Raw genomic sequence first — 20,111 nt, 5'->3', positions numbered from 1 at the left:
CAAAACTTCTGATATTATGATACTATAAATCGCAAAAAAATTCAAATACCTAAGATAAAACAAATTGTTTTAAGCGGAGGAGTTAAGCTGAATGAAACTCGGCATTTATAAATTCTTCATACAGATATCGGATAAAAAACAGGTTTCACATTCCGGTTTCCTGGCCTTGCAGATATAGCGCCCATGCAGGAGAATCCAGTGGTGGGCATTTAGTAAATATTTTTTTGGAGTAACTTTAAGTAAATCTTCTTCAACTTGAATCGGAGTCTTGCCCAATGAAAGACCGATACGCGGGGCGGTGCGCAGGATATGGGTATCAACTGCGATTGCAGGTTTTCCGAAGCCCATGTTTAAAACCACGTTTGCGGTTTTGCGGCCGACCCCGGGAAGTTTTATAAGTTCTTCCATGCTGTCGGGAACCATTCCTGAATACTCGTTTTGGATTATTCGGCTTAATTCAAAAATACGTTTAGCCTTTGTCGGATATAAATTTATTGTTTTAATGTATTCGCGGATTCCTTCTTCACCCAGTTCTATCATTTTTTGAGGCGTATCGGCTGCCTTAAAAAAAGGCCCCGTTGCTTTATTTACACCGACATCAGTCGCTTGTGCAGACAGTACCACCGCTACCAAAAGGGTAAAAATATTTGCAGAATGTAATTCTCCTTTCGGGTTAGGGTTATTTTTTTTAAAGCGGCGGTATACTTCTTCGATTTTATCTTTATCCAATAAATTCATTTTTTTCCCTTAACGGTTTTAGTTTAGGTGAGCCCGACAGCTTGCATCCCATGATAAAAAGAATCGGAACCAAAATTAAAAAAACCGGTACTACCGTGATAAATGCAATAAACAAATCGTATTTATCGCCGACTATTCCCATAATAAAACTTGCAGTGCTGTAACCGGGAACTCCGAAGCAGGATAAAAAAATCATAAGGGCTGTTGCGTCTACAGGAAGGATGACTGCGGCAAAGGATTGGATTGTCGGCCAAAGGCAGGCAAGGCAAAGACCCATACAAAATAAAAACACCGCCAAACCGAAAAGCGAGTTTACAAAAACAAATAATAGGCTGACTATAAATGAAGCAATCGAAGAAACTATTATCGCTTTTTGAATGGAAACTTTTTTTAAAACCTTGCTGTTTAAGGATCTTCCGATAAACATTCCGAGGGCAAAGCTCGCCGTTACAATTCCTGCATAAAAGGCAGAGGCTTTTAAATAAAGCTGAATTAATGTAGCCGACCAAAAGGCAAAAGCTCCTTCGGCTCCTCCTGCAAAAAAAAGGGATAGGCCGAAAAGCCAAAAGGAGGGTAGGGAAAATATCTCTTTAAAGGCAGCCTTGCTTCCGTCCGAAGGAGGAAGTTTTATTTTTTTTGATGAAGGATAGGAAAAACAAATCAATAGAGCAAAAATAGATAGGCCTATGTAAATGTATCTCCAGTTTATTCCTATCGAAAGAAGATAGCCGAAGCCTATCAGACCGGAACAAGTTCCCAAGGGCCAAAAGGCATGCATCATATTCATCTTTGCTCCGGTATCGTTCGGATATAAATCGTTTACTATGGGAGTCAGCAGGGCTTCCATATTTGCAACACCCAAGCCCATACAAAGAGCACTTAAAAGAGCCGTAAAAAAGTTTATGCTTTTTGAAAAGAAAAAAAGCCCTGCGGTTAATATCAAGAGAGCTGTGCGCAAAACTTTTATCTTGCCGAATTTGGCAGCAAAGATGGGGCTTATAAAAAGAATTATCATCTGCTCGATAGCACAAAGCATTCCGAATAATCCCGCTTCCGTAAGCGAAAAGTTTAAGTCTCTTTTAATATTTACGAGGCATATTGAGATTGCAATAGAAGAAAGAGAATAAACCAAGAAACTAAGGCCTGAAACATTAAAGGTTCTTTTTCGTAGATCTTTCATAAGGAATTATCGATATGATATTGTTTTTTATAAGAATAGTCAAGGCGGAGTGTTTTGTTTAAAATTCATCACAGGATGTTTTGTAGCTATATTTCCTGTTGAAATGGGTTTATAAGGGATATCCCTTGATATGTTTGCCCTGAATTTAAATCTTCGGATATAATCAATTTACAATTAGCTTTTTCAGCAGCAGCAATAATTAGTGAATCCCAAAAGGATATCTGTGACTCTATACTTATGTTTATAGCATTTTCTGTCAATTGTAAATCACTTGTTATAATTTCCATATTTTTAAAATTGTGAACTATGGTTTTTATAAGAGTTTTGTCTATGTTTAATTTTTTAGTGGCGGCAACATAGAATTCATTTATTACTTGTGTGGATATTACCGGCTTGTTTTCATAAATTACCTTTCTTAATATATTGCGTGCTTTATTCATTTTATCATTGTCTCGATTGTCAAGTGCATAAACAAGTATATTTGTATCAATAAATATTTTATTCACGATATAACTCATCCCTTGTCCATTGTTTTTTTTCCGAAGAAATATAAACCTTATCCATTAAGGAAAATGTATCATCAAGCCATTCGTTTTTTTGAGGGTGAATTGTTTGTTCAAGTAATTTGCGAATCAGGCTGTTGAAAGAAATATTTTGATGTTTAGCATATTCTTGTCCGGCTGTTATTATATCTTCATCAAGGCTTAATGTTATTTTTTTCATTGTAACCCTCCTGTAATTATTATATATAATTTCCTCAAAAAAAACAATATTTTATTGACAAAAAAATTCCAATTGAGATTGCTGTTTATCTTCAAAGCTGTTTAAATATGCAAATATCTTATCGGGATTATGCTCGATGCCGTTTTCTTTGCAGAGTTTAAAAAACATATTCATAAGGCTTGCATTATGCGGGCTCATTACCGAGTAGCTTTCTCCATATAGTCTTATGTATTTTTGCTTTAGTCCCGGAAAATGTTGGTCAAGCTTTTTATAAAAGAATTCCCTGTTTCCCTTTCTGAGAGTAAGTCCCATCCCGAATGAAATTATACCGAACACTTTAGCTTCGATACAATATCGCAAGAGGCCCTCTATATTTTCCGGAGTGTCGTTTATAAAGGGAAGAATGGGAGTAAGCCAAACCACAGTAGGTATTCCTTCTTCATTTAGTTTTTTTAAGACTTTAAATCTTTCGCTTGTTACGGCAACATTGGGTTCCAGTATTTTGCACAAGGCATCATCATAGGTTGTCAGCGTCATTTGAACAACGCATTTTGTTTTTTTATTTACTGCCTTTAAAAGATCCAAGTCTCTAAGTATAAGGGAAGATTTTGTTATCAGGGTAAATCCGAAACCGTATCGATAAATTGTTTCGATAATCTTTCTTGTAAGGCCTAGTTCTTTTTCAATAGGAAGATAGGGGTCTGTCATTGAACCCATCCCGATCATGCACTTTTTTCTTTTTTTAATTAAGGCTTCTTCCAAAAGTTCTACTGCGTTTTCTTTGACTTCGATATCTTCAAAGCTGTGAACCATTTGATAACATTCACTTCTTGAATCGCAATAAATGCAGCCATGAGAACAGCCCCGATAAATATTCATTCCGTTTTTCGGCGATAAAATTCCTTTTGCTTTTACAAAATGCATGAGATATTATAACATAAAATCTTGACAAGGTCTTGCTGGCAGTAGACTTAAAAATAAAAAATATTTATAATCTATCGAAAGAATTTCGATTCTTCTTTTAAGAACGGAATTTTATTAGGAGGGTTGTTATGAACTCTAAATTTTTTGCGGTTTTAGGATGGGTTGCAACTGCAACCGCTATGGCCATGTATGTTTCGTACATTCCGCAAATAAGTAATAATTTAAGCGGAATGAAAGGAAATTGGCTTCAGCCCTTGGTAGCCGCAATAAACTGTGTTCTTTGGGTAACATACGGGCTTATGAAAAAACCTAAACGGGACTGGCCGATTGCCTTTGCAAATTCGCCCGGCATATTTTTCGGCTTGGTTGCTTTTATTACAGCACTTTAAGACTGCTTATCCGCATTCTTGTGATTTTTGTTTTAAAATGATAGAATAAGCCTTAGAGGTAACCTATGGAAAATAAACGGATATTAAATAAAATACACATCAAACCTAAAGATTTGGATTTGATTAAAAATGCTGTTGCAGAGGCGGAAAAAACTACAAATGGTGAAATTGCTTTGGCGGTTATTCCTCAAAGTGATTCTTATTCGTTTGTAGAATTGTTTGCGGCCGTCTGCCTAGCTTTTATTTCTTTTTTTGTTATGCTTTATTTCGGAAACGGTATTTGGAAATTACTCGAAACAAAACTTTGGTATCCTTCACCTAAGACTCTTACGGCCGTAATCGGAGCAGGTGTTTTCGTTGTAATGCTCCTTTTCTTTTTGCTGATAAATATTCCTGCTCTCGATAGATTAATAATTCCAAAAAAAATAAAGGAAGCAAGGGTATATGCAAGAGCTTTAAAACATTTTGTAGAATGCGGAATTTATAAGACTGCCGAAAGAACAGGTATTTTGATCTTTGTTTCTATTCTTGAAAGAAAGGTCTTTATTATTGCGGATTCCGGTATTGCCGAAAAAGTTGAGCAAGGTACATGGAACGGAATTTGCGGCATAATAACTTCCGGCTTAAAGTCGAAGAATACCGCAAATAGTTTTTGCAAGGCTGTGGAAGAATGCGGAAAAATCCTTGCAGAACATTTTCCTAAAACAAAGGGAAACCCGAACGAATACCCCGATGGGCTTGTTATTTTGGATAGGTAAATGACAAAAAAAATCAAACTTTTTTCTATCTTGCTTTTTACTGCGGCTGTTAATATTTTTTCGCTTGATGTTCCTAAGCTTAGAGGGCCTGTAAACGACTTGGCCGGTATTCTATCGGATGATAAAAAGACTGAAATAGAGAATTTTCTTTTTGAAATTGAAAAAAAATCGGATGTGCAAATAGCCGTCTTAACTATCCCTTCTCTCGAGGGAGAGAATTGCGAAGAATATTCATTGCGTGTTGCAGAAACATGGCAGCTTGGCTCTAAAGAAAAAGATTCGGGTGTTTTGCTCCTTGTTGCCGTAAACGATAAAAAAATGCGTATTGAAGTAGGGTACGGGCTTGAGGCAAATCTTACCGATGCCGTTGCAGGCCGTATTATACGGAATGTAATAGCTCCCGAATTTAAAACAGGGAATTTCGGTAACGGGATATTTCTAGGGATAAAAGCTATTGCAGGATATGCCTTACAGGATGAAAGTATGCTGTCAAAAATCAATTCCTCTGATGATGATAGTGACGGCCTTGCTATTATCGTCGGACTTACGGCTTTATTTATACTATGGTTTATTTTTTGCAGACTTATTCCGTGCTTTTTCTGGATTTTGTACCGCCTGATAACTTTGAAGGGATTTACCGGTGAGGAATTGGTAAGTAATTTATTTACTTCAAGAAGTGTGTTTAAATTTTCAGGTTCTTCGGGAGGCGGAGGGGGGTATTCCGGAGGAGGGGGCAGCTTTGGAGGCGGCGGAGCTTCGGGAAGCTGGTAACGTCATCTGAAGGGAAAATTCCGCTTTAGATTGCTTTTTAGACTAAAAATTTCCAAAAAATATGTTTTTTTGACTAATTTGGTATTGACATTTATTCATACCTATGATATTATAGCCCCCGTTGCAAATGCAAAATGGGCTATTAGCTCAGTAGGTAGAGCAACGCCCTTTTAAGGCGTGGGTCTCAGGTTCGAATCCTGAATAGCTCAAAACGGAATCGGTTTATATCGGTTCCGTTTTTTTTTTGCCCAATACCGATGTATTGACAAAGAGGCTGTATAAGTGGTACTATTCTGCTTTAAGTCTAAATTTACATTTTTAGAGGTTTATATGGCTAGTTCAAAAAAGATTGCTGCTTCCATAGGGGGCATTATAGTTTTTGTTTTGGGAGTAATTGCCTTCGTTGCGGCTCCTATGATTACGGATCGGGCTTCTCAAGGTTTTAAAGTCGTCGGTAAATGGGGTAACGTAAGAATAGATAATAGTTCATCATCTCCTTTTATTGACCAATATCAATTTTTGGCTAATTATGTTGAACGCCAAAAAATGGAGCCTGAAGATTCCCAAATGAGAGAATATTTTTGGCAGCAAATTTCTTATTTGGCTTTTAGGGCTGCTGTTGTGCAGGTAGCTATGGAGGATGAGGTTGTAAACGCAGGATATAGAGTTCCTCAGTTCCGAGTTAATAAGGATTTAATAAACTATTATTTGGATGAAAACGGCGTTTATTCCGAAAGCAAATATCAGAATACTCCCGAAACCACACGGGTTACATATAGAAAAGAAATCGAAAAATACATTAAGGACAACCGTTATATAGAAGATTTGTTCGGAAACGGAAGTGGGTATGGGCTTAAAACCTCTTCCAAGGAAACGGATTTTATTGTCGATATGGCAAAAAAAGAAAGAAGCTTTAAATATGTTGTTTTTAATTTGAGCCTTTATCCTTCTTCCGAAATCGTAAAATACGGAAAAGAGCACAGCGATCTTTTTACAAGTTATGATTTATCCTTATTAAGCTATCCTACCGAAGAAGAAGCAAAGAAGATGCTGGCCTCACTTAAAAGCGGAGAGGTAAGTTTTGAGGATGCGGTTATTTTAAATGCAACAAAGACCCTGACGGATGATAGCGGAAAAATTACTTCAAATTATCGAACGGATATAAATAGATATTTTCCCGATAACGAACACCTTAAAGCTGTTTTGGCTTTAAAGCCTTCCGAATTGAGTCCGGTTGTTTCAATGCAAAACGGAATGTTCGGAATTGTAAGATGCAACGCAGAACCTTCTCTTCCCGATTTTGAAAGCGAGGCCCTTATTTCAAATATTCGAAATTATATGAACCGAAATGAAAAGGGTATGCTTGAAGATTATGTTCTTCAAACTGCAAATAAATTTGCAGAAGCTGCAAGAACTGCAGGATTTGAAAAGGCTGCTGAAGATTTTAAAGAAACAACCTTAACAGTTGAGACTTCAAACTTTTTCGGCATAAACTATGGAAATGCAAGTTCTCTTCCATCTCTTCCGTCTCAGGGTATTTTTGCAGCACTTGAGAAAAATGAATCTTTCTTTAAAAAAGCCTTTGCTCTAAAGAGCGGAGAAATTTCCGAGCCCATCCTTGCCGGTTCCGAAGTTGCAGTATTAACTCTTGAAGAAGAAAAAGAAGTTGATGAGTACACTCTTGACCGCACTAAAAAAGATTATCAAAATCAAGCAGGTGCTTGGTTCCCCTATTACCATATAGCGGCTATTATGCGTATGCAGGGTATGAATTATCCTCTTCCGATTGCTCATAAGACATTTATGGATTATATTTTTACAAATTCCAAATTCCAAGATAATTTTGGGAACCTGTTTAAATAAGAATGACTGCAAATAATGAAAAACCTGAGCTCATTCCGATTGACTCAGGTTTTTCGGTTTTATACAAAGACAAGTACTTATATTCAAAACGTTCACCGCAAAAAAATATTCTACAATTAATTTCTTCTATTGTAATTCAAAATGAAACATTGGTTCTTTGTGTATCTCCGGTTTTGGGATACGGATTAAAAGAGCTTTTAGAAAAACTCCCGCCGGATTCTTTTGCCATCGGTTTGGAAGCTGATGAAGATCTGTTGAAGCTTTCAAAAAACAAAATCGATAAAAATATTTTAGAGAACTCTAAATTTTTATATACGGGCACGGATTCGGTAAATATCTTATTAAACCGGCTTGATGATTTTATTAAAGGAAAAAAAATTAGACGCGTTATAAGAATAGATTTTTCGGGAGGAGCGGCTTTAAATCAATCCTTTTATTCTCAAGCCTTTGATTTTATCTCTCAATATATTTCGCAAATATGGATTAACCGATTAACTTTAATTCAATTCGGCAGAAATTATGCCCGTAATTTTTTTAAAAACTATTATTCGATCTTACGCTCTATTGTAAAGAGTCCCGATAAAACTTCGGCTTTAAATATAAATTCTTGTTTCGGTTCTTTAATTGAAAAATCGGTTAATAAACCTATTATTGTAATAGGAGCCGGGCCATCTCTTGATTCTTCTGTCGAGTTTATAAAAGAAAACAGGGATAGGCTTTTTGTTCTTGCTGTCGATGCTGCTTTTTCCGGCCTTTATCCCGAAATAAGACCTGACGCTGTTGTTTTGCTTGAGTCGCAATATTGGATTCAAAAAGCCTTTATCGGTATTACGGATTTAGATATTCCCATTATCGCCGATTTGACATCGAATCCTTCTTTGCTCGTAAAGCTAAATGGAAATAAGGCTTTTTTCTTTACCGATTATTCCGCCCAAGATTCCGCGGCAGGTTCTTTTTTTTTCGTTTTAAAAGAAAAAAATATTTTACCTTTAAGGCTTGAAGCTATGGGCTCGGTGGGGCTTGCTGCCTTAGCCCTTGCTGAAAGATTGGCTTTTGACGGCCTTCCTATTTTTCATACAGGCTTGGATTTTTCGTGGGGTAGGGGATTCAGTCATTCAAAACTAAGCTATCAAGTTAAAAATTTATTTTCGGATATTTCCAAAATAAAAAGTCTTTACACGGGAGAATCTTTGTTTCCGAATAAGCTTAGTTTTGAAAAGGGCAAAGACGGCAGTCTTGTTTTTACTTCTCCTAATTTAAAAAATTACGGAGAGCTTTATAAAAAACTTTTTGCTTCTAAAGAAAACTTTTTTGATATAGGACAATCAGGTTTGGAACTAAATTCAAAAAAAATACATTTTGATACGGCAAAAAAAATCATAGACGATTTTTATTCGTGCGGAGGGGTTATTGATTTAAATTATGAAGCATCTTGTTCTATAAATAAAAATAATGATAAAAAAAATTTTATATGCTATGATTATGCAGATAAAGAAAAAGTTATAAAAGATTTTTTAATTTCCGAAAAGGAAAAACTTCTTAGGCTCAAAAGTATTTTTACCGGAAAAATAGTTTCTTCTGATGGAGAAATTACAACTCTTCTTTTGTCTATGCCTTATCTATATCTTCATTTCCCGGATTATAATTCCTTATCCGAAACTATCTTGGATAAACATTTTTTATCCCGTGTAAGAATTGAGATAGAATATTTTTTAAAAATACATCTGGCAAATGAAAATTTTATCAATTAAGAAAATGCCAAAGCTTTAGTAAAATTCATGAGGATATGTAAATAGTCAACTGGAAATTTAAGAACTTTTGTCCTCTTGATAGTATTTTGCTTGTGCATTCCAAAGTTCATAGTACTTGCCGTTTATATCGGAAACGAGCTCGTTATGATTCCCGTATTGAACAAGACTGCCTTCATCCATAACGGCAATTTTATCGCAGAATTTACAAGATGAAAGCCGGTGCGAAATATAGATTGCAGTATTTTTTGAAGTTATATTATCAAAATGAGAATAAATCTCTGCTTCCGAAATAGGGTCGAGGGCTGCCGTAGGTTCATCCAAAATAAAGATTTTGCCTCCGTGATAAATTGCTCGTGCCATTGCAATTTTTTGAGCTTCTCCGCCGGAGGCTTCAATTCCGCCTATGTCAAAGTTTTGATATAGATAGGCTTCGGCTCCATGCTTTTTATAAAAAGCTTCCATGCCCGTTTTTGAAAGAGCATCGGCAACCTTTTTTTCGTCATAAGAACTTGAGGCGGAAACATTCTCGCCTAATTTAAGAGACAGTAATTTAAAGTCTTGAAAGACAACCGAGAACACATCTATGTACTCATCATAATCATATTCTTTTATGTTTACTCCGTTTAAAAGTATTTCTCCTTCAGTCGGCTCGTAAAGTCTTACAAGTAATTTGATAAGAGTGGTTTTTCCCGATCCGTTTTTACCAACCATTGCAAGTTTTTGACTTGAATCTATTTTTAGGTTTATATTTTTAAGAGCATATTTATCTCGGTCGGGATATTTAAAACTTATATTTTTTAATTCAAATACGATTGGCTCGTCTTTGTTTATGGAAAGTTTTCCTGAGTATTTTTTTTCGTCTATGTCGAGGAAGTTTAATAATTTTTTACGGGATTTATCTGAAGCAACAAGAGTAGTTAATCCGTCCATAGCTTCAGATACTTGAGCCGAAAAAACATTTATAGCTCCTATGAAAAAAAAGACTTCACTCAAGGCAATGGAACCGTAAACGGCTTTTAAACCTACAAATAAAAAAACTAAAAGCAAAAGAGAGCCTTCGAGGAGTTTAGCTGACCCTATCGTACGGGAAAAAAACTTTGCCATAAAATCATGAGTACTTTTCTGCATTGCAAGATAGGTGCCTGTGTATTTTTCGGCTAAGGCCTTATCATATAATCTAATATCCTTTCCCGTCCTATAATCATAAATTAAATTCATATAAGATTTTATATAACGGGCACTTTTTTTGACTTCTCCCGAAATATGGTCTCCGAATTTTTTATAAATATATTTTGCCAAATAAAAAGAAATTATATTAAAGGCTATCAAAAGAATTAAAAAGGCTGAATTTATAAATGCTCTGAAAGCCCCATAAATCCTTGGGAATTAAAAAGACCTATAAAAAAATATAGGGCGATACCTGCTCCTATAAATCCCCCTACAGAGGTTCCGGTTTTTCTCATAAAATCGCCGTGAGAAAAAACTATAAAACGTTCAAATTGTTTGATTGAATTTAAATCGTTTTGAAATTCGTTTTGTTCGGTAAGTTCAAAATTTAATCTTAATATTTTAAGAGCTTTTTCCATAGTATGCTTTTTAGAAAAACATTTTAAATGGTACATAAAGCGTTTTTCCAATATTCCTGAAATTATCGATAAAAGCATAAATGCCGTTAAAAGAATAAGGGTCGATCTTAAAACTTCACTCAACAAACTTTGCGATGTTACCGCTTCAATGATGATCTTGGATAAATAGAGGAGGCATAAAGGCCGTATGGCCTCTATTATATTAAAAAAGATGCTGCTCCACATTGAGCCCTTCTCTATTTTTTCAAAATAAAAAAACATTCTAAAAAATCTTTTAAGCCTCTTCATTTTCATCTCCTTTATTTTCTTTATAATACTTACTTTGAACATCATACATGTTTCTGTATGTTTTATTTTGACTCATAAGTTCATTATGAGTGCCTTCTTCTATTATTTTTCCGTGTTCCAGTAAAATAATCCTGTCACAAAATTTTGTAGATGCGAGTCTGTGCGAAATAAAAATAGAAGTTTTTTCTTTACTCATTGCATCATACTCTTCATATATTTTACTTTCCGCAATCGGGTCAAGGGCTGCCGTCGGTTCATCCAGAATATTTATTTTTGCATTTTTATAAAGAGCTCTGGCAAGCAGCATCCTTTGATTTTGTCCTCCCGATAAATCGATTGCTTCATCATTGCTTTCTTTTACTAAAATAGTTTGGCTGCCATTCGGGAGATTTGAAACCATTTCATTTAAACCGCTCGAATTAATTGCATCTTTTAATTTTTCTTCATTTATATTTTCCGTTCCGGCAATATTGGCTGCAAAAGTTTCCGGAAAAATATTTATATCTTGAAATACCGGAGAAAACAAATTATAGTATTCCGTCTTTTTAAAGTCCGTACTGTTTTTTCCGTCAATTAAAACGGAGCCCTCGGTGGGGTCTAAAAGTCCCATTAAAAGGTGCATAAGAGTCGTTTTTCCCGCTCCGTTGATACCTACAAGAGCTAACTTTTCTCCTGCATCAATTTTTAAATTAAAGTCTTTAAAAATCCATGCTGCGTTTTCCGAATATCTAAAGGAAAGATTTTTAAATTCGATTGAAGGTTTTTCGCCCGTATCATTTACGGTAAGCCCTCCGCCTGTTTTTTCATCGGGAGTGTTCAAAAAGATTCTTATTTGACTTAATTCACTGTTAAATATAATGAGGTTACTTATCTGAAGAACAATAGCGTCCATCCATTTTGAGAATTCCATGACTAAGCCGATAAGAAAAACAAATTGAGAAACGGCGATGGTTCCGGCGTTTAATTGATAAATTAAGTAAATGTAAGCAAAAACATCTCTTATAAAAATCATTAAGGCATTTAGAATTTTTCCTCCTGCCTGTACATTCGATTCTGCTCTCAAAAATTTTTTTACTCGTCCGTGATAGTGTTCAAAGTTTTCGATCAGCCAATCTTTCATCTTATAAAGGCGGATGTCCTTTGCAAAGCGTCTGTCTTCCGCAGTTGTAAGAATGTAGCTCTCTTTTTTTTCGTCATCGCCGCGGGCTTCCATGTTTCTTTGTGTGTATTTTCCCGTATAGATTCCGTACAGTAAATTTACGGTTCCTGAAGCCAAGACAATAAATAGAAGAATTAAGTCGATGCTTATAATACCTGAACTGAAGAAAAAAGCTCCTGCAATTGCGGTTAAAAGAAAGGATAAATTGAGTCCGAAAAAATGAAAGTGGCCGCCCGAGCTTCCCGTCATGACTATGTTTTTTACCTTGGTTATTTTTGTTTGCACTTCGGGAGAAATAAGGGTTTGATAATTAAGCTCAAACATTTTTTTATTTACAGGTACCGAGTAAATATGGAATAGAGGACGGGAGCCTAGAGCCATCAGCTTTGTTTCAAGTACCTGTATGATAATTTTACAGGCTGTTATCAAAAGCCCTGCCGTCAATATGGAAAGTAAAATCGGCTTAGCCTCCGTTCCGGTTTCAATACCCAATATAATGGTTTTCGGGATAAGAATTGTTTGATAAATCATAAAAATACGGATAGGCACCGAAATAAGCATAAAGAAAATACCTGCCGGGAAGGTTTTTAACCAAACTCCTAAATAATAGAAGATATTGTTAAAAAGGTTTAATTTTGTATCGCTTTTTTCCATAATTTCCTCTCTAAAGTTAAGGTTTATTTTAGACAATGCAAGCGGCATTGTCTAAAAACACTGCGAGTTTGCCTTGCGGGCAAACTTCGCTTTATTGTATGCCGTTTCTCACTTTGTTGCGAAACGGCGGAAAATAAGCAATGCTCAGAAACTGATGTTTCTTCCGCTTGCTTATTTTAATAGGAAGATTTAAATATGTAAGACTATTCTAACATATGATTAAAAATCGGTCAAGGGTAAAATTTGAAATTTGAAAAAAATCTGATTTTTTTTGTATGAATTACTGTAGTAGTATTGATAAGTGCGGCTATTTCGGTTAAAATAAAAATAGCTTTTATGGGAGTTTAAAATGAAACAAAATCAATGTAAATTAATTAAGATGTTAAGTGCTTTCTTAATATTTTTTTGTTTTTTCGGCGGCATATTTGCACAGAATGAAGCTGAATGTGAAAAAGCCGTCCAAGCGCTTGCAGAAGCTTGTAACGAAAAATCCGTAACAAATGTGCTGCCTTATTTGGCAGAAGATTTTTCAATTGCAGGACAGAGCGGTAATAGGGCAAAAGCAATTTTGCAGCAATTATTGGCTGGAGTGGGGACGGTAATTTCCTATGAAAAAACAGAAAGCCTTATGGAAGACGGAAAACTTATTTTAAAATACTCAATTGAATATTCTCAAGTAGGAAAAAAAGAGTCCGTATTTATTTTCAATAAGGATAATTTAATTGTCGAAGCTGAACTTATGAAAATAAAAGTAAAAACCTTGTCTTCGGAAGAACGAACTATAGAGTACAATACAAATAAAATCACTTCCATTCCTTTTATATTTGCAGGAAATCTGCCGTTGGTAGACGTATTGCTTGAAGGTAAAAGCAGATTGTTTTTATTAGACAGCGGTGCTCCTTTTTCCATTTTAAATTCAAAGTACATTGAAGGATTAAACACGGACACAAAAAAACTTGGTAGTTTTCAGGATGTCAGCGGTAATGTTTCAAGTCCGAATATGGATATAACAAACGTAAAAGAATTGGAATTCGCCGGTAGTAAAATAAAAAATCAAAAAATAGTAGTTCTTGATATGACTCGTCTTGAACAGAGTTTAAAAACGGACGGCATATACGGATTAATAGGCTATGATATGTTAAAAGAATATGATGTCTTTTTAGATTATCAAAAAAAGCGGTTGACACTTATAAGACCGGATTCGTATGATAGTTTTATAAAAGCTAATACATTAAAAGTAGATTCAAAAATTCCGTGTAAAATGGCAGGTCATATTCCGGCTATTGAAGTATCGATTGGAAACAAAATCTATAAATTGGGGCTCGATACCGGAGCTGAATTCAATTTACTCGACAGCTTTTATTTTAATGAATTAGAACCGTCCTTAACAAACAAAGAAAAAACCGAACTGAGCGGGGCAGGCGGAATTAAACAGGAAATATATCAAGCGGAATTAAAAACAATGAAGATAGGCGGTAAAACATATAAAAATGTAAAAACAGTATTTTCCGATATTTCTCATTTACGAAAAAAGCCCGATAGTTATGACGGACTTTTAGGCTATCCGTTTTTCTCCGCCCAACCGACTCTTATAAGCTATAGACGGGGAGAAATTATTTTGTTTAAATAAACAAAACTTTGTTTAGACAAAACTTTGTTTAGATTGCCAATTTCTTTTTTTTCTGCTATACTATTCTTATGAGTACAATTAGAAAAATGCCCATAGGCGTTCAAAGTTTTGAAGATTTACGTTCAAAAGGTTTTATCTATATTGATAAAACGGAATTCATATGGCAATTGGTTGACAGCAGTAAGGTTCACTTTTTAAGCCGTCCGCGCCGCTTTGGGAAAAGCCTTTTGCTTTCCACTCTAAAAGCCTACTTCCTTGGGCAGAAAGAACTCTTCAAAGGTTTAGCGATTGAGAAATTTGAAGAAGCCGAAAAAGGAAAACGTGAAATCTGGCAAGAGTATCCGGTCTTCTATTTGGATTTTAATGCCGAAAGTTATATGGATATAAAGAGCCTTGAAACCGTTTTAAATACTCATCTTTCTTTATGGGAAAAAGAATATGGAAAGGAAGCTGCAGAGACCACTTTTGCAAGCCGTTTTGCAGGCCTTATCCGCCGCTCTTATGAAAAAACCGGCAGGCAGGCTGTTGTTCTTATCGATGAATATGATAAACCTCTTCTTCAAACAATGTGGAAGGATGAAGTTTTAAACGAAACCTACCGTACAATCCTTAAAGGCTTTTTCGGGGTTATAAAAAGTGCAGACCAATACCTCCGCTTTGCATTTTTAACCGGAGTTACAAAATTCAGTAAGGTGAGCATATTCAGCGATTTAAACAACCTTAGGGATTTAAGTCTATTGTCCGATTACTCAGGAATCTGCGGTATTTCGCAAGAAGAGCTTGAAGCCGATTTTAAGCCTGAGATTGCAGCCCTTGCCGAAAAAAATAGCTTGACTTATGATGAAGCTCTTGCAAAGTTAAAACAAAAATATGACGGCTACCTTTTTGCAAGAAAGGGAAGGGCAATGTATAATCCTTTTAGCCTTTTAAATGTTTTTGCATCAAAAGAGTTTTCAAGCTATTGGTTTGCAACAGGTACGCCTACATTTTTGGTAGAATACTTAAAAAAGGCTTATTATAATATTCCCGACCTTGACGGAAATATTCAGCTTGATGAGCAAGGTCTTAATGAGTACAGGGCTGATCCGATTCTCCCTCTGCCAATATTGTTTCAATCCGGATATTTGACGATTAAAGACTATAATGACTTTGCGGGACTTTACCGTTTGGGATTCCCTAACGATGAGGTGCGCTACGGTTTTTTACATAACCTCATGCCTGCCTACACTTCGATAAGATCCGACAAAACGGGACTTTCAATTTGGGAATTTTACGAGCAAATTGAGGCAGGAGATGTAGACGGTTTTATGCAAAAGATGAAGGGAATAATTTCTGGAATACCCTACGACACCTTAACTGAAAAAGATTTATCCTTACGGGAACAAAATTATCAGACAGCGGTTTATCTTGTGTTTGCATTGATGAACCAGTTTGTGCATACTGAAGTTCATTGTGCAACAGGCAGGGCTGATTGTGTTGTTGAATTTAAAGATAAGGTTTATATTTTTGAGTTTAAGCTTACCTCAAACGAAACGGCGGAGAATGCCGTAAAACAAATCAAAGAGAAAAATTATGCAGACAGTTACTCAGGCAGCGGTAAAAAAATTATAGCAATCGGTTCTAGTTTTGACGAAGAAAAAAGGACTATCAAAGATTGGATGACCTCGGCTATAGTTTAAATGAGGTAATGCCTTAATACTCAATTTTTATCTCAATCTTTTACGCCTACTTGAAGTCTTTTTAAATTGAATGTATAGTAATTATTAATATATTGAGTATGTTTTCCAATAAATTTTTATTTTGAGAGAGAGTATGAGTCAAACTTGTAATCATGAATGTGAAGGTTGTAATTTAACCTGTAATGAAAGAACTGCTGCGCCGAACAGTTTTATTGAGAGCCCGAATAAACTCAGCAGCATTAAAAAAGTTATCGCAATTATAAGCGGTAAGGGCGGAGTAGGGAAATCTCTTATTACTTCCTTATCTGCGGTACAATCCCAAAAAAAAGGTTATCAATGTGCTATCCTTGATGCCGATATTACAGGGCCGTCTATTCCTAAAGCTTTCGGAATATCCGGGACTGTTGTCGGAAACGATTCGGGGATTTTTCCTGCAAAGACTAAAACCGGGATTGATATTATGTCGGTTAATCTGCTTCTTGAAAATGAAACCGATCCTGTTATATGGAGGGGACCTGTAATTGCCGGCACTGTAAAACAATTTTGGACGGATGTTATTTGGAAAGATATTGATTTTATGTTTATCGATATGCCTCCCGGAACCGGCGATGTTCCTCTCACCGTTTTCCAATCCATACCGGTAGACGGTATTATTGTGGCGACTTCTCCTCAGGAACTTGTTTCAATGATAGTTGCCAAGGCTGTCAATATGGCAAAAAAGATGAACATACCCATAATCGGTTTGGTTGAAAATTTTTCGTACTTTACTTGTCCTGATAACGGAAAAGATTATCATATTTTCGGAGAAAGCGGCATTGATGAAATAGCCTTAGAGTACGGTATTCCGGTTCTTGCAAAACTTCCTATTGATCCTGAAATTGCAAAGGCTTGCGATAAAGGCAAAATAGAAAACATTGATGCACCATGGTTCAATCCTATTGTTGAATGTATTGCAAAACTTTAATTAAATAGGAATGTTTATTTTAAGGAACGCATATGGCAAAAAAGAAAACTGGAGACCTTGCACACCGCTGCAACAAATGCGGTTACACTCAAGCCAGATGGCTCGGCCGATGTCCCGAATGCGGCGAATGGAATACCTTTGAAGAAGTTACAATCAATCAAGATTATTCCGCAGCCGAAAGGAGCATTGCAGAAAAATTTGTAAAAGAAGCTCATTCCGTTCCTCTTGATGCTATTGAAGCAAATGATGCCGTCCGCCTGTCTACGGGGATTGCGGAATTTGACAGGGTGCTGGGCGGAGGTGCCGTAAAGCGTTCGGCAATTTTGATCGGAGGAGAGCCGGGTATAGGAAAATCGACACTGCTCTTACAAGCCGCTTCGGCCTCTTCTTCCGGTTCCGTAAAAAAGGTTCTGTATGTTTCGGGAGAAGAATCGGGCGGGCAAATCCGTTCCCGTGCCGACAGGCTGAATCTTCCTTTAAAAAATATTGAGCTTTTATGCACTTGCAGGTTGGAAGATGTAGAGAGGGTTTTAAACAAGGTAAATCCCGTTTTTGTTATAATCGATTCAATTCAGACTATGTATTCCGCAGATGCCGGAACCATTCCGGGAACTATAAATCAGTTAAAGCTATGTGCTCACGAGCTTGTATCTTGGGTTAAAGAGAGGGACAGCGTTTTGTTTTTAACTGCCCATGTAACAAAGGACGGAAACATAGCGGGCCCCAAGGTTCTCGAACATCTTGTGGACACGGTCATTTCCTTTGAGAGGACAGAGGACGATGTGCGTTTTTTGCGTGCCCTAAAAAACCGTTTCGGCTCGGTTGACGAGCTTGGAATTTTCTCGATGGATGAAAGCGGGTTAAAAGCCATAGATGATTCGTCTTCATTATTTATTACCAATCGGACAGGGCCTCTGCCTGCGGGCTCCGCTGCCGTTCCCGTCTGTGAGGGGAGCCGTGTTTTTATGGTAGAAATACAGGCCCTTACGGTTCCTGCCAAGGGTGTGGTTACAAGAGTCTTTTCGGACAAGATAGATTCTGCCCGCGTCAGCCGCATCGCCGCCGTTTTGGAAAAAAGAATAGGCTTACAATTTTCGGATCAGGATATTTATGTAAACGTTGCAGGAGGCATAAGGCTTAAAGAACCCGCCGCCGATCTTGCCATAGCACTTGCTCTTTATTCCGCCCGTGCAAATATTCCTGCCCAAAAAGAAGGAGCCTACATTGGCGAATTGAGCCTCGCAGGAGAAATCCGAAGCGTCAAAAAATTAAAGCAAAGAATCAAAACCGCCCAAAGCATGGGCTTTACAAAAGTCGTGTCGCCTCCTCCTTCCGATTCCGAAGCCGGAGACATAAACACCTCACAGCTTTTTAAGGCAGAAGATTTAAGCTCGGCAATAAAGAAGGTGTTTGGCGGCTGAGCCGTAAAACGGTTGATATTTGTGTGGAAACATGCTAATACTATACCGTAATGAAAGACAAATACCCCGACAGCAGTTACAATCATTCTCACAGTACACCACGCGCACAAGAGCGAATCCCGTCCTTCGTGCGCTTTTTTACATTACCCCGTTTAATAAAACCGCAACGCTCGCAGAGCGTTGAGCTCCGCTCAACTTCGCAGAGGATTATTAAGGATGTCCTTACAAAGATTCCATTAAAACCGCCACGGATGGCGGTGGTTAAGACCGCTCGGCAGTTAAATTAAAAATTAACTTTGACAGGAGGAACCTATGATAAAGTTTAAAACAAACAAAAACAAGAAGGCAAAAGCCTTCACAATTAAGGGAGCCGCGGCACTCATCATAGCCGCAATATTGGCAGCCGCGCTGCTTTTTACCGGCTGTAACCAACCGTCAGGCAGCAGCTCAGGAGGAGGAAACTCAGGTGGAGGAGGAGGCGGAACACCGCCAACGCCGCCCGCACCCCCTGAAATCGTATACGAGTTTGTAGAAATTTCCGAGGTAACCATTACAGGCAATGAAGTAGACCCCTCAACCTTACCAGAAGATGAAGATTGGTTGAAAGGCGTATTTATTAAAGACCGGAAGGTAAAATTAAGCCCCTACAAGCTAGGCAAAACAGAGGTAACATACGAGTTATGGCACGAGGTACGGACATGGGCAGAAAGTAAAGGCTACACCTTTGCAAACAAAGGGCTTGAAGGTTGGGACGGCACAGGCGGCGGAGGTAGTTTTCCTAATTATGCAAACATAGGCAAGCTTCCTACAGCAAACAAAAATCATCCTGTAACGACTATAAGCTGGCGGGACTGCATAGTATGGTGTAATGCGTATACGGAAATGAAGATGGGTAAAGATGAATGTGTATACCGCAAAAGCAAAACCGATTCTACCGTATTAAAAGATGCAACGGATGGAGCTGTTTGTGATGCAGCCTATGCCGATATGAGTAAAAAAGGCTTTAGACTTCCTACCGAAGCTGAATGGGAATATGCTGCCCGCCGGCAGGGAAACGATACAACAAATGCGGCACAATACGGCGATGTATGGCTTACCAAACTGAACAGTGCAAGCGGAGCGAAAGATAAATGGGATACGGCTGAAACAGGAGAGGTTGCGTGGTATTCCGGTAATTCAGGCTACAAAACTCATCCGGTAGGAAAAAAGAGAGAAAATGCACTTGGCTTACACGATATGAGCGGGAATGTCTGGGAATGGTGTTTTGATAGGCATAATAATGACCCTGCATCAAACGATGGTTCTTATGTGCAAGGCGGTATTGTTACCGATCCTCAGGGTGCCGCGTCAGGCTCTAACCGTGTTTTACGCGGCGGCAGCTGGGACAACTACGCGGAGGGCTGCACTGTGGGCACCCGGGGTAACGGCAACCCTGGCAACAGGGGCAACCTTCTTGGCTTCCGCTTGGCTTGCCGGCCTTGAGTTCACATATTTTGCCGGAGAGGTACTCAAAATCGGACATCTGTGTCCGATTTTGAGTTTCGAGTTTTGCCTCACGGCAAAACATCGCAAGAATGGAACCACCGCCGTCCATGGCGGTAAAACGGTGAAACCGAACAGGCAAAATGTGTGG

Annotated in this window: 16 protein-coding genes, 1 tRNA gene and 1 pseudogene; 11 read left to right on the top strand and 7 right to left on the bottom strand. The window is 37.4% G+C overall.

Features of this window, described 5'->3' with window-relative positions; all coding sequences use genetic code 11:
- Positions 1-105: 105 nt before the first annotated feature.
- The 5 genes from nth to TDE_RS11925 form a co-directional block, all read right to left on the bottom strand.
- Positions 106-738, bottom strand: coding sequence for an endonuclease III (gene nth, locus TDE_RS11945; protein WP_002680501.1), 633 nt, complete (start codon positions 736-738; stop codon positions 106-108).
- On the bottom strand, positions 722-1,918 hold the full coding sequence (locus TDE_RS11940; RefSeq protein WP_002680500.1) for an MFS transporter: 1,197 nt from the start codon (positions 1,916-1,918) through the stop codon (positions 722-724). Before TDE_RS11940 ends, nth begins: the two co-directional genes overlap by 17 nt.
- 86 nt (positions 1,919-2,004) lie before the next feature.
- Positions 2,005-2,424 carry a PIN domain-containing protein gene (locus TDE_RS11935; RefSeq protein WP_245522425.1) on the bottom strand — a complete coding sequence of 140 codons (420 nt, stop codon included), beginning with the start codon at positions 2,422-2,424 and terminating at the stop codon, positions 2,005-2,007.
- Positions 2,417-2,641 (bottom strand): DUF6364 family protein, encoded by a 225-nt coding sequence (locus TDE_RS11930; RefSeq protein ID WP_002673786.1) that lies wholly within the window; start codon positions 2,639-2,641, stop codon positions 2,417-2,419. Before TDE_RS11930 ends, TDE_RS11935 begins: the two co-directional genes overlap by 8 nt.
- 51 nt (positions 2,642-2,692) lie before the next feature.
- Complete coding sequence (locus tag TDE_RS11925; protein ID WP_002680498.1) at positions 2,693-3,565, bottom strand: SPL family radical SAM protein; 873 nt, start codon at positions 3,563-3,565, stop codon at positions 2,693-2,695.
- Between the two features lie 128 nt (positions 3,566-3,693).
- Here TDE_RS11925 and TDE_RS11920 point away from each other — a divergent pair, with 128 nt between their 5' ends.
- The 6 genes from TDE_RS11920 to TDE_RS11895 all read left to right on the top strand — a co-directional run bounded on the left by TDE_RS11920 (position 3,694) and on the right by TDE_RS11895 (position 9,097).
- Positions 3,694-3,954, top strand: coding sequence for a SemiSWEET family transporter (locus TDE_RS11920; RefSeq protein ID WP_002680497.1), 261 nt, complete (start codon positions 3,694-3,696; stop codon positions 3,952-3,954).
- 65 nt (positions 3,955-4,019) lie between these two features.
- On the top strand, positions 4,020-4,712 hold the full coding sequence (locus TDE_RS11915) for a TPM domain-containing protein (RefSeq protein WP_002680496.1): 693 nt from the start codon (positions 4,020-4,022) through the stop codon (positions 4,710-4,712).
- Positions 4,713-5,483 (top strand): TPM domain-containing protein, encoded by a 771-nt coding sequence (locus TDE_RS11910; protein ID WP_002680489.1) that lies wholly within the window; start codon positions 4,713-4,715, stop codon positions 5,481-5,483. It begins immediately after the preceding gene.
- A 136-nt stretch (positions 5,484-5,619) separates the two neighbouring features.
- Positions 5,620-5,692, top strand: a tRNA-Lys gene (locus TDE_RS11905).
- Positions 5,693-5,813: 121 nt separating this feature from the next.
- The gene (locus TDE_RS11900) at positions 5,814-7,346 is read left to right on the top strand and encodes a hypothetical protein (protein ID WP_002680488.1); all 1,533 of its coding nucleotides are present in this window, start codon (positions 5,814-5,816) and stop codon (positions 7,344-7,346) included.
- Between the two features lie 2 nt (positions 7,347-7,348).
- Positions 7,349-9,097: a 6-hydroxymethylpterin diphosphokinase MptE-like protein gene (locus tag TDE_RS11895; RefSeq protein WP_002680487.1), complete on the top strand. Its 1,749-nt coding sequence runs from the start codon at positions 7,349-7,351 to the stop codon at positions 9,095-9,097.
- Positions 9,098-9,154: 57 nt separating this feature from the next.
- Here the strand turns inward: TDE_RS11895 and TDE_RS11890 are convergent.
- Together TDE_RS11890 and TDE_RS11885 are read right to left on the bottom strand one after the other, a co-directional pair.
- Positions 9,155-10,971, bottom strand: a pseudogene (locus tag TDE_RS11890) (ABC transporter ATP-binding protein).
- Entirely contained in the window at positions 10,958-12,784 is a 1,827-nt protein-coding gene (locus TDE_RS11885; RefSeq protein ID WP_002680485.1) for an ABC transporter ATP-binding protein, read from the bottom strand. The pseudogene TDE_RS11890 and the gene TDE_RS11885 overlap by 14 nt, the downstream one beginning before the upstream one ends.
- 349 nt (positions 12,785-13,133) lie before the next feature.
- Between TDE_RS11885 and TDE_RS11880 the strand changes: the two genes are divergently transcribed.
- From TDE_RS11880 to TDE_RS11860, 5 genes are all read left to right on the top strand, one after another.
- On the top strand, positions 13,134-14,414 hold the full coding sequence (locus tag TDE_RS11880) for an aspartyl protease family protein (RefSeq protein ID WP_002675974.1): 1,281 nt from the start codon (positions 13,134-13,136) through the stop codon (positions 14,412-14,414).
- 68 nt (positions 14,415-14,482) lie between these two features.
- Positions 14,483-16,093: an ATP-binding protein gene (locus tag TDE_RS11875; protein ID WP_002680484.1), complete on the top strand. Its 1,611-nt coding sequence runs from the start codon at positions 14,483-14,485 to the stop codon at positions 16,091-16,093.
- A 133-nt stretch (positions 16,094-16,226) separates the two neighbouring features.
- Positions 16,227-17,057: an Mrp/NBP35 family ATP-binding protein gene (locus TDE_RS11870; RefSeq protein ID WP_002680483.1), complete on the top strand. Its 831-nt coding sequence runs from the start codon at positions 16,227-16,229 to the stop codon at positions 17,055-17,057.
- Between the two features lie 32 nt (positions 17,058-17,089).
- Positions 17,090-18,478, top strand: a complete 1,389-nt coding sequence (gene radA / locus TDE_RS11865; RefSeq protein ID WP_002680482.1) for a DNA repair protein RadA — start codon at positions 17,090-17,092, stop codon at positions 18,476-18,478.
- 312 nt (positions 18,479-18,790) lie between these two features.
- The gene (locus tag TDE_RS11860) at positions 18,791-19,960 is read left to right on the top strand and encodes a formylglycine-generating enzyme family protein (RefSeq protein ID WP_002680481.1); all 1,170 of its coding nucleotides are present in this window, start codon (positions 18,791-18,793) and stop codon (positions 19,958-19,960) included.
- Positions 19,961-20,111: the final 151 nt, after the last annotated feature.

Origin of the sequence: Treponema denticola ATCC 35405 (assembly GCF_000008185.1) — a bacterium.
GTDB lineage: Bacteria > Spirochaetota > Spirochaetia > Treponematales > Treponemataceae > Treponema_B > Treponema_B denticola.
The sequence above is the reverse complement of the archived record's forward strand: the minus strand, read 5'-3'. Positions and strand labels throughout refer to the sequence as shown.

Coding starts and splice junctions, on each gene's coding strand:
- nth (WP_002680501.1), bottom strand. CDS start 738: ATGAATTTATTGGATAAAGATAAAATCGAAGAAGTATACCGCCGCTTT.
- TDE_RS11940 (WP_002680500.1), bottom strand. CDS start 1,918: ATGAAAGATCTACGAAAAAGAACCTTTAATGTTTCAGGCCTTAGTTTC.
- TDE_RS11930 (WP_002673786.1), bottom strand. CDS start 2,641: ATGAAAAAAATAACATTAAGCCTTGATGAAGATATAATAACAGCCGGA.
- TDE_RS11925 (WP_002680498.1), bottom strand. CDS start 3,565: ATGCATTTTGTAAAAGCAAAAGGAATTTTATCGCCGAAAAACGGAATG.
- TDE_RS11920 (WP_002680497.1), top strand. CDS start 3,694: ATGAACTCTAAATTTTTTGCGGTTTTAGGATGGGTTGCAACTGCAACC.
- TDE_RS11915 (WP_002680496.1), top strand. CDS start 4,020: ATGGAAAATAAACGGATATTAAATAAAATACACATCAAACCTAAAGAT.
- TDE_RS11910 (WP_002680489.1), top strand. CDS start 4,713: ATGACAAAAAAAATCAAACTTTTTTCTATCTTGCTTTTTACTGCGGCT.
- TDE_RS11900 (WP_002680488.1), top strand. CDS start 5,814: ATGGCTAGTTCAAAAAAGATTGCTGCTTCCATAGGGGGCATTATAGTT.
- TDE_RS11895 (WP_002680487.1), top strand. CDS start 7,349: ATGACTGCAAATAATGAAAAACCTGAGCTCATTCCGATTGACTCAGGT.
- TDE_RS11885 (WP_002680485.1), bottom strand. CDS start 12,784: ATGGAAAAAAGCGATACAAAATTAAACCTTTTTAACAATATCTTCTAT.
- TDE_RS11880 (WP_002675974.1), top strand. CDS start 13,134: ATGAAACAAAATCAATGTAAATTAATTAAGATGTTAAGTGCTTTCTTA.
- TDE_RS11875 (WP_002680484.1), top strand. CDS start 14,483: ATGAGTACAATTAGAAAAATGCCCATAGGCGTTCAAAGTTTTGAAGAT.
- TDE_RS11870 (WP_002680483.1), top strand. CDS start 16,227: ATGAGTCAAACTTGTAATCATGAATGTGAAGGTTGTAATTTAACCTGT.
- radA (WP_002680482.1), top strand. CDS start 17,090: ATGGCAAAAAAGAAAACTGGAGACCTTGCACACCGCTGCAACAAATGC.
- TDE_RS11860 (WP_002680481.1), top strand. CDS start 18,791: ATGATAAAGTTTAAAACAAACAAAAACAAGAAGGCAAAAGCCTTCACA.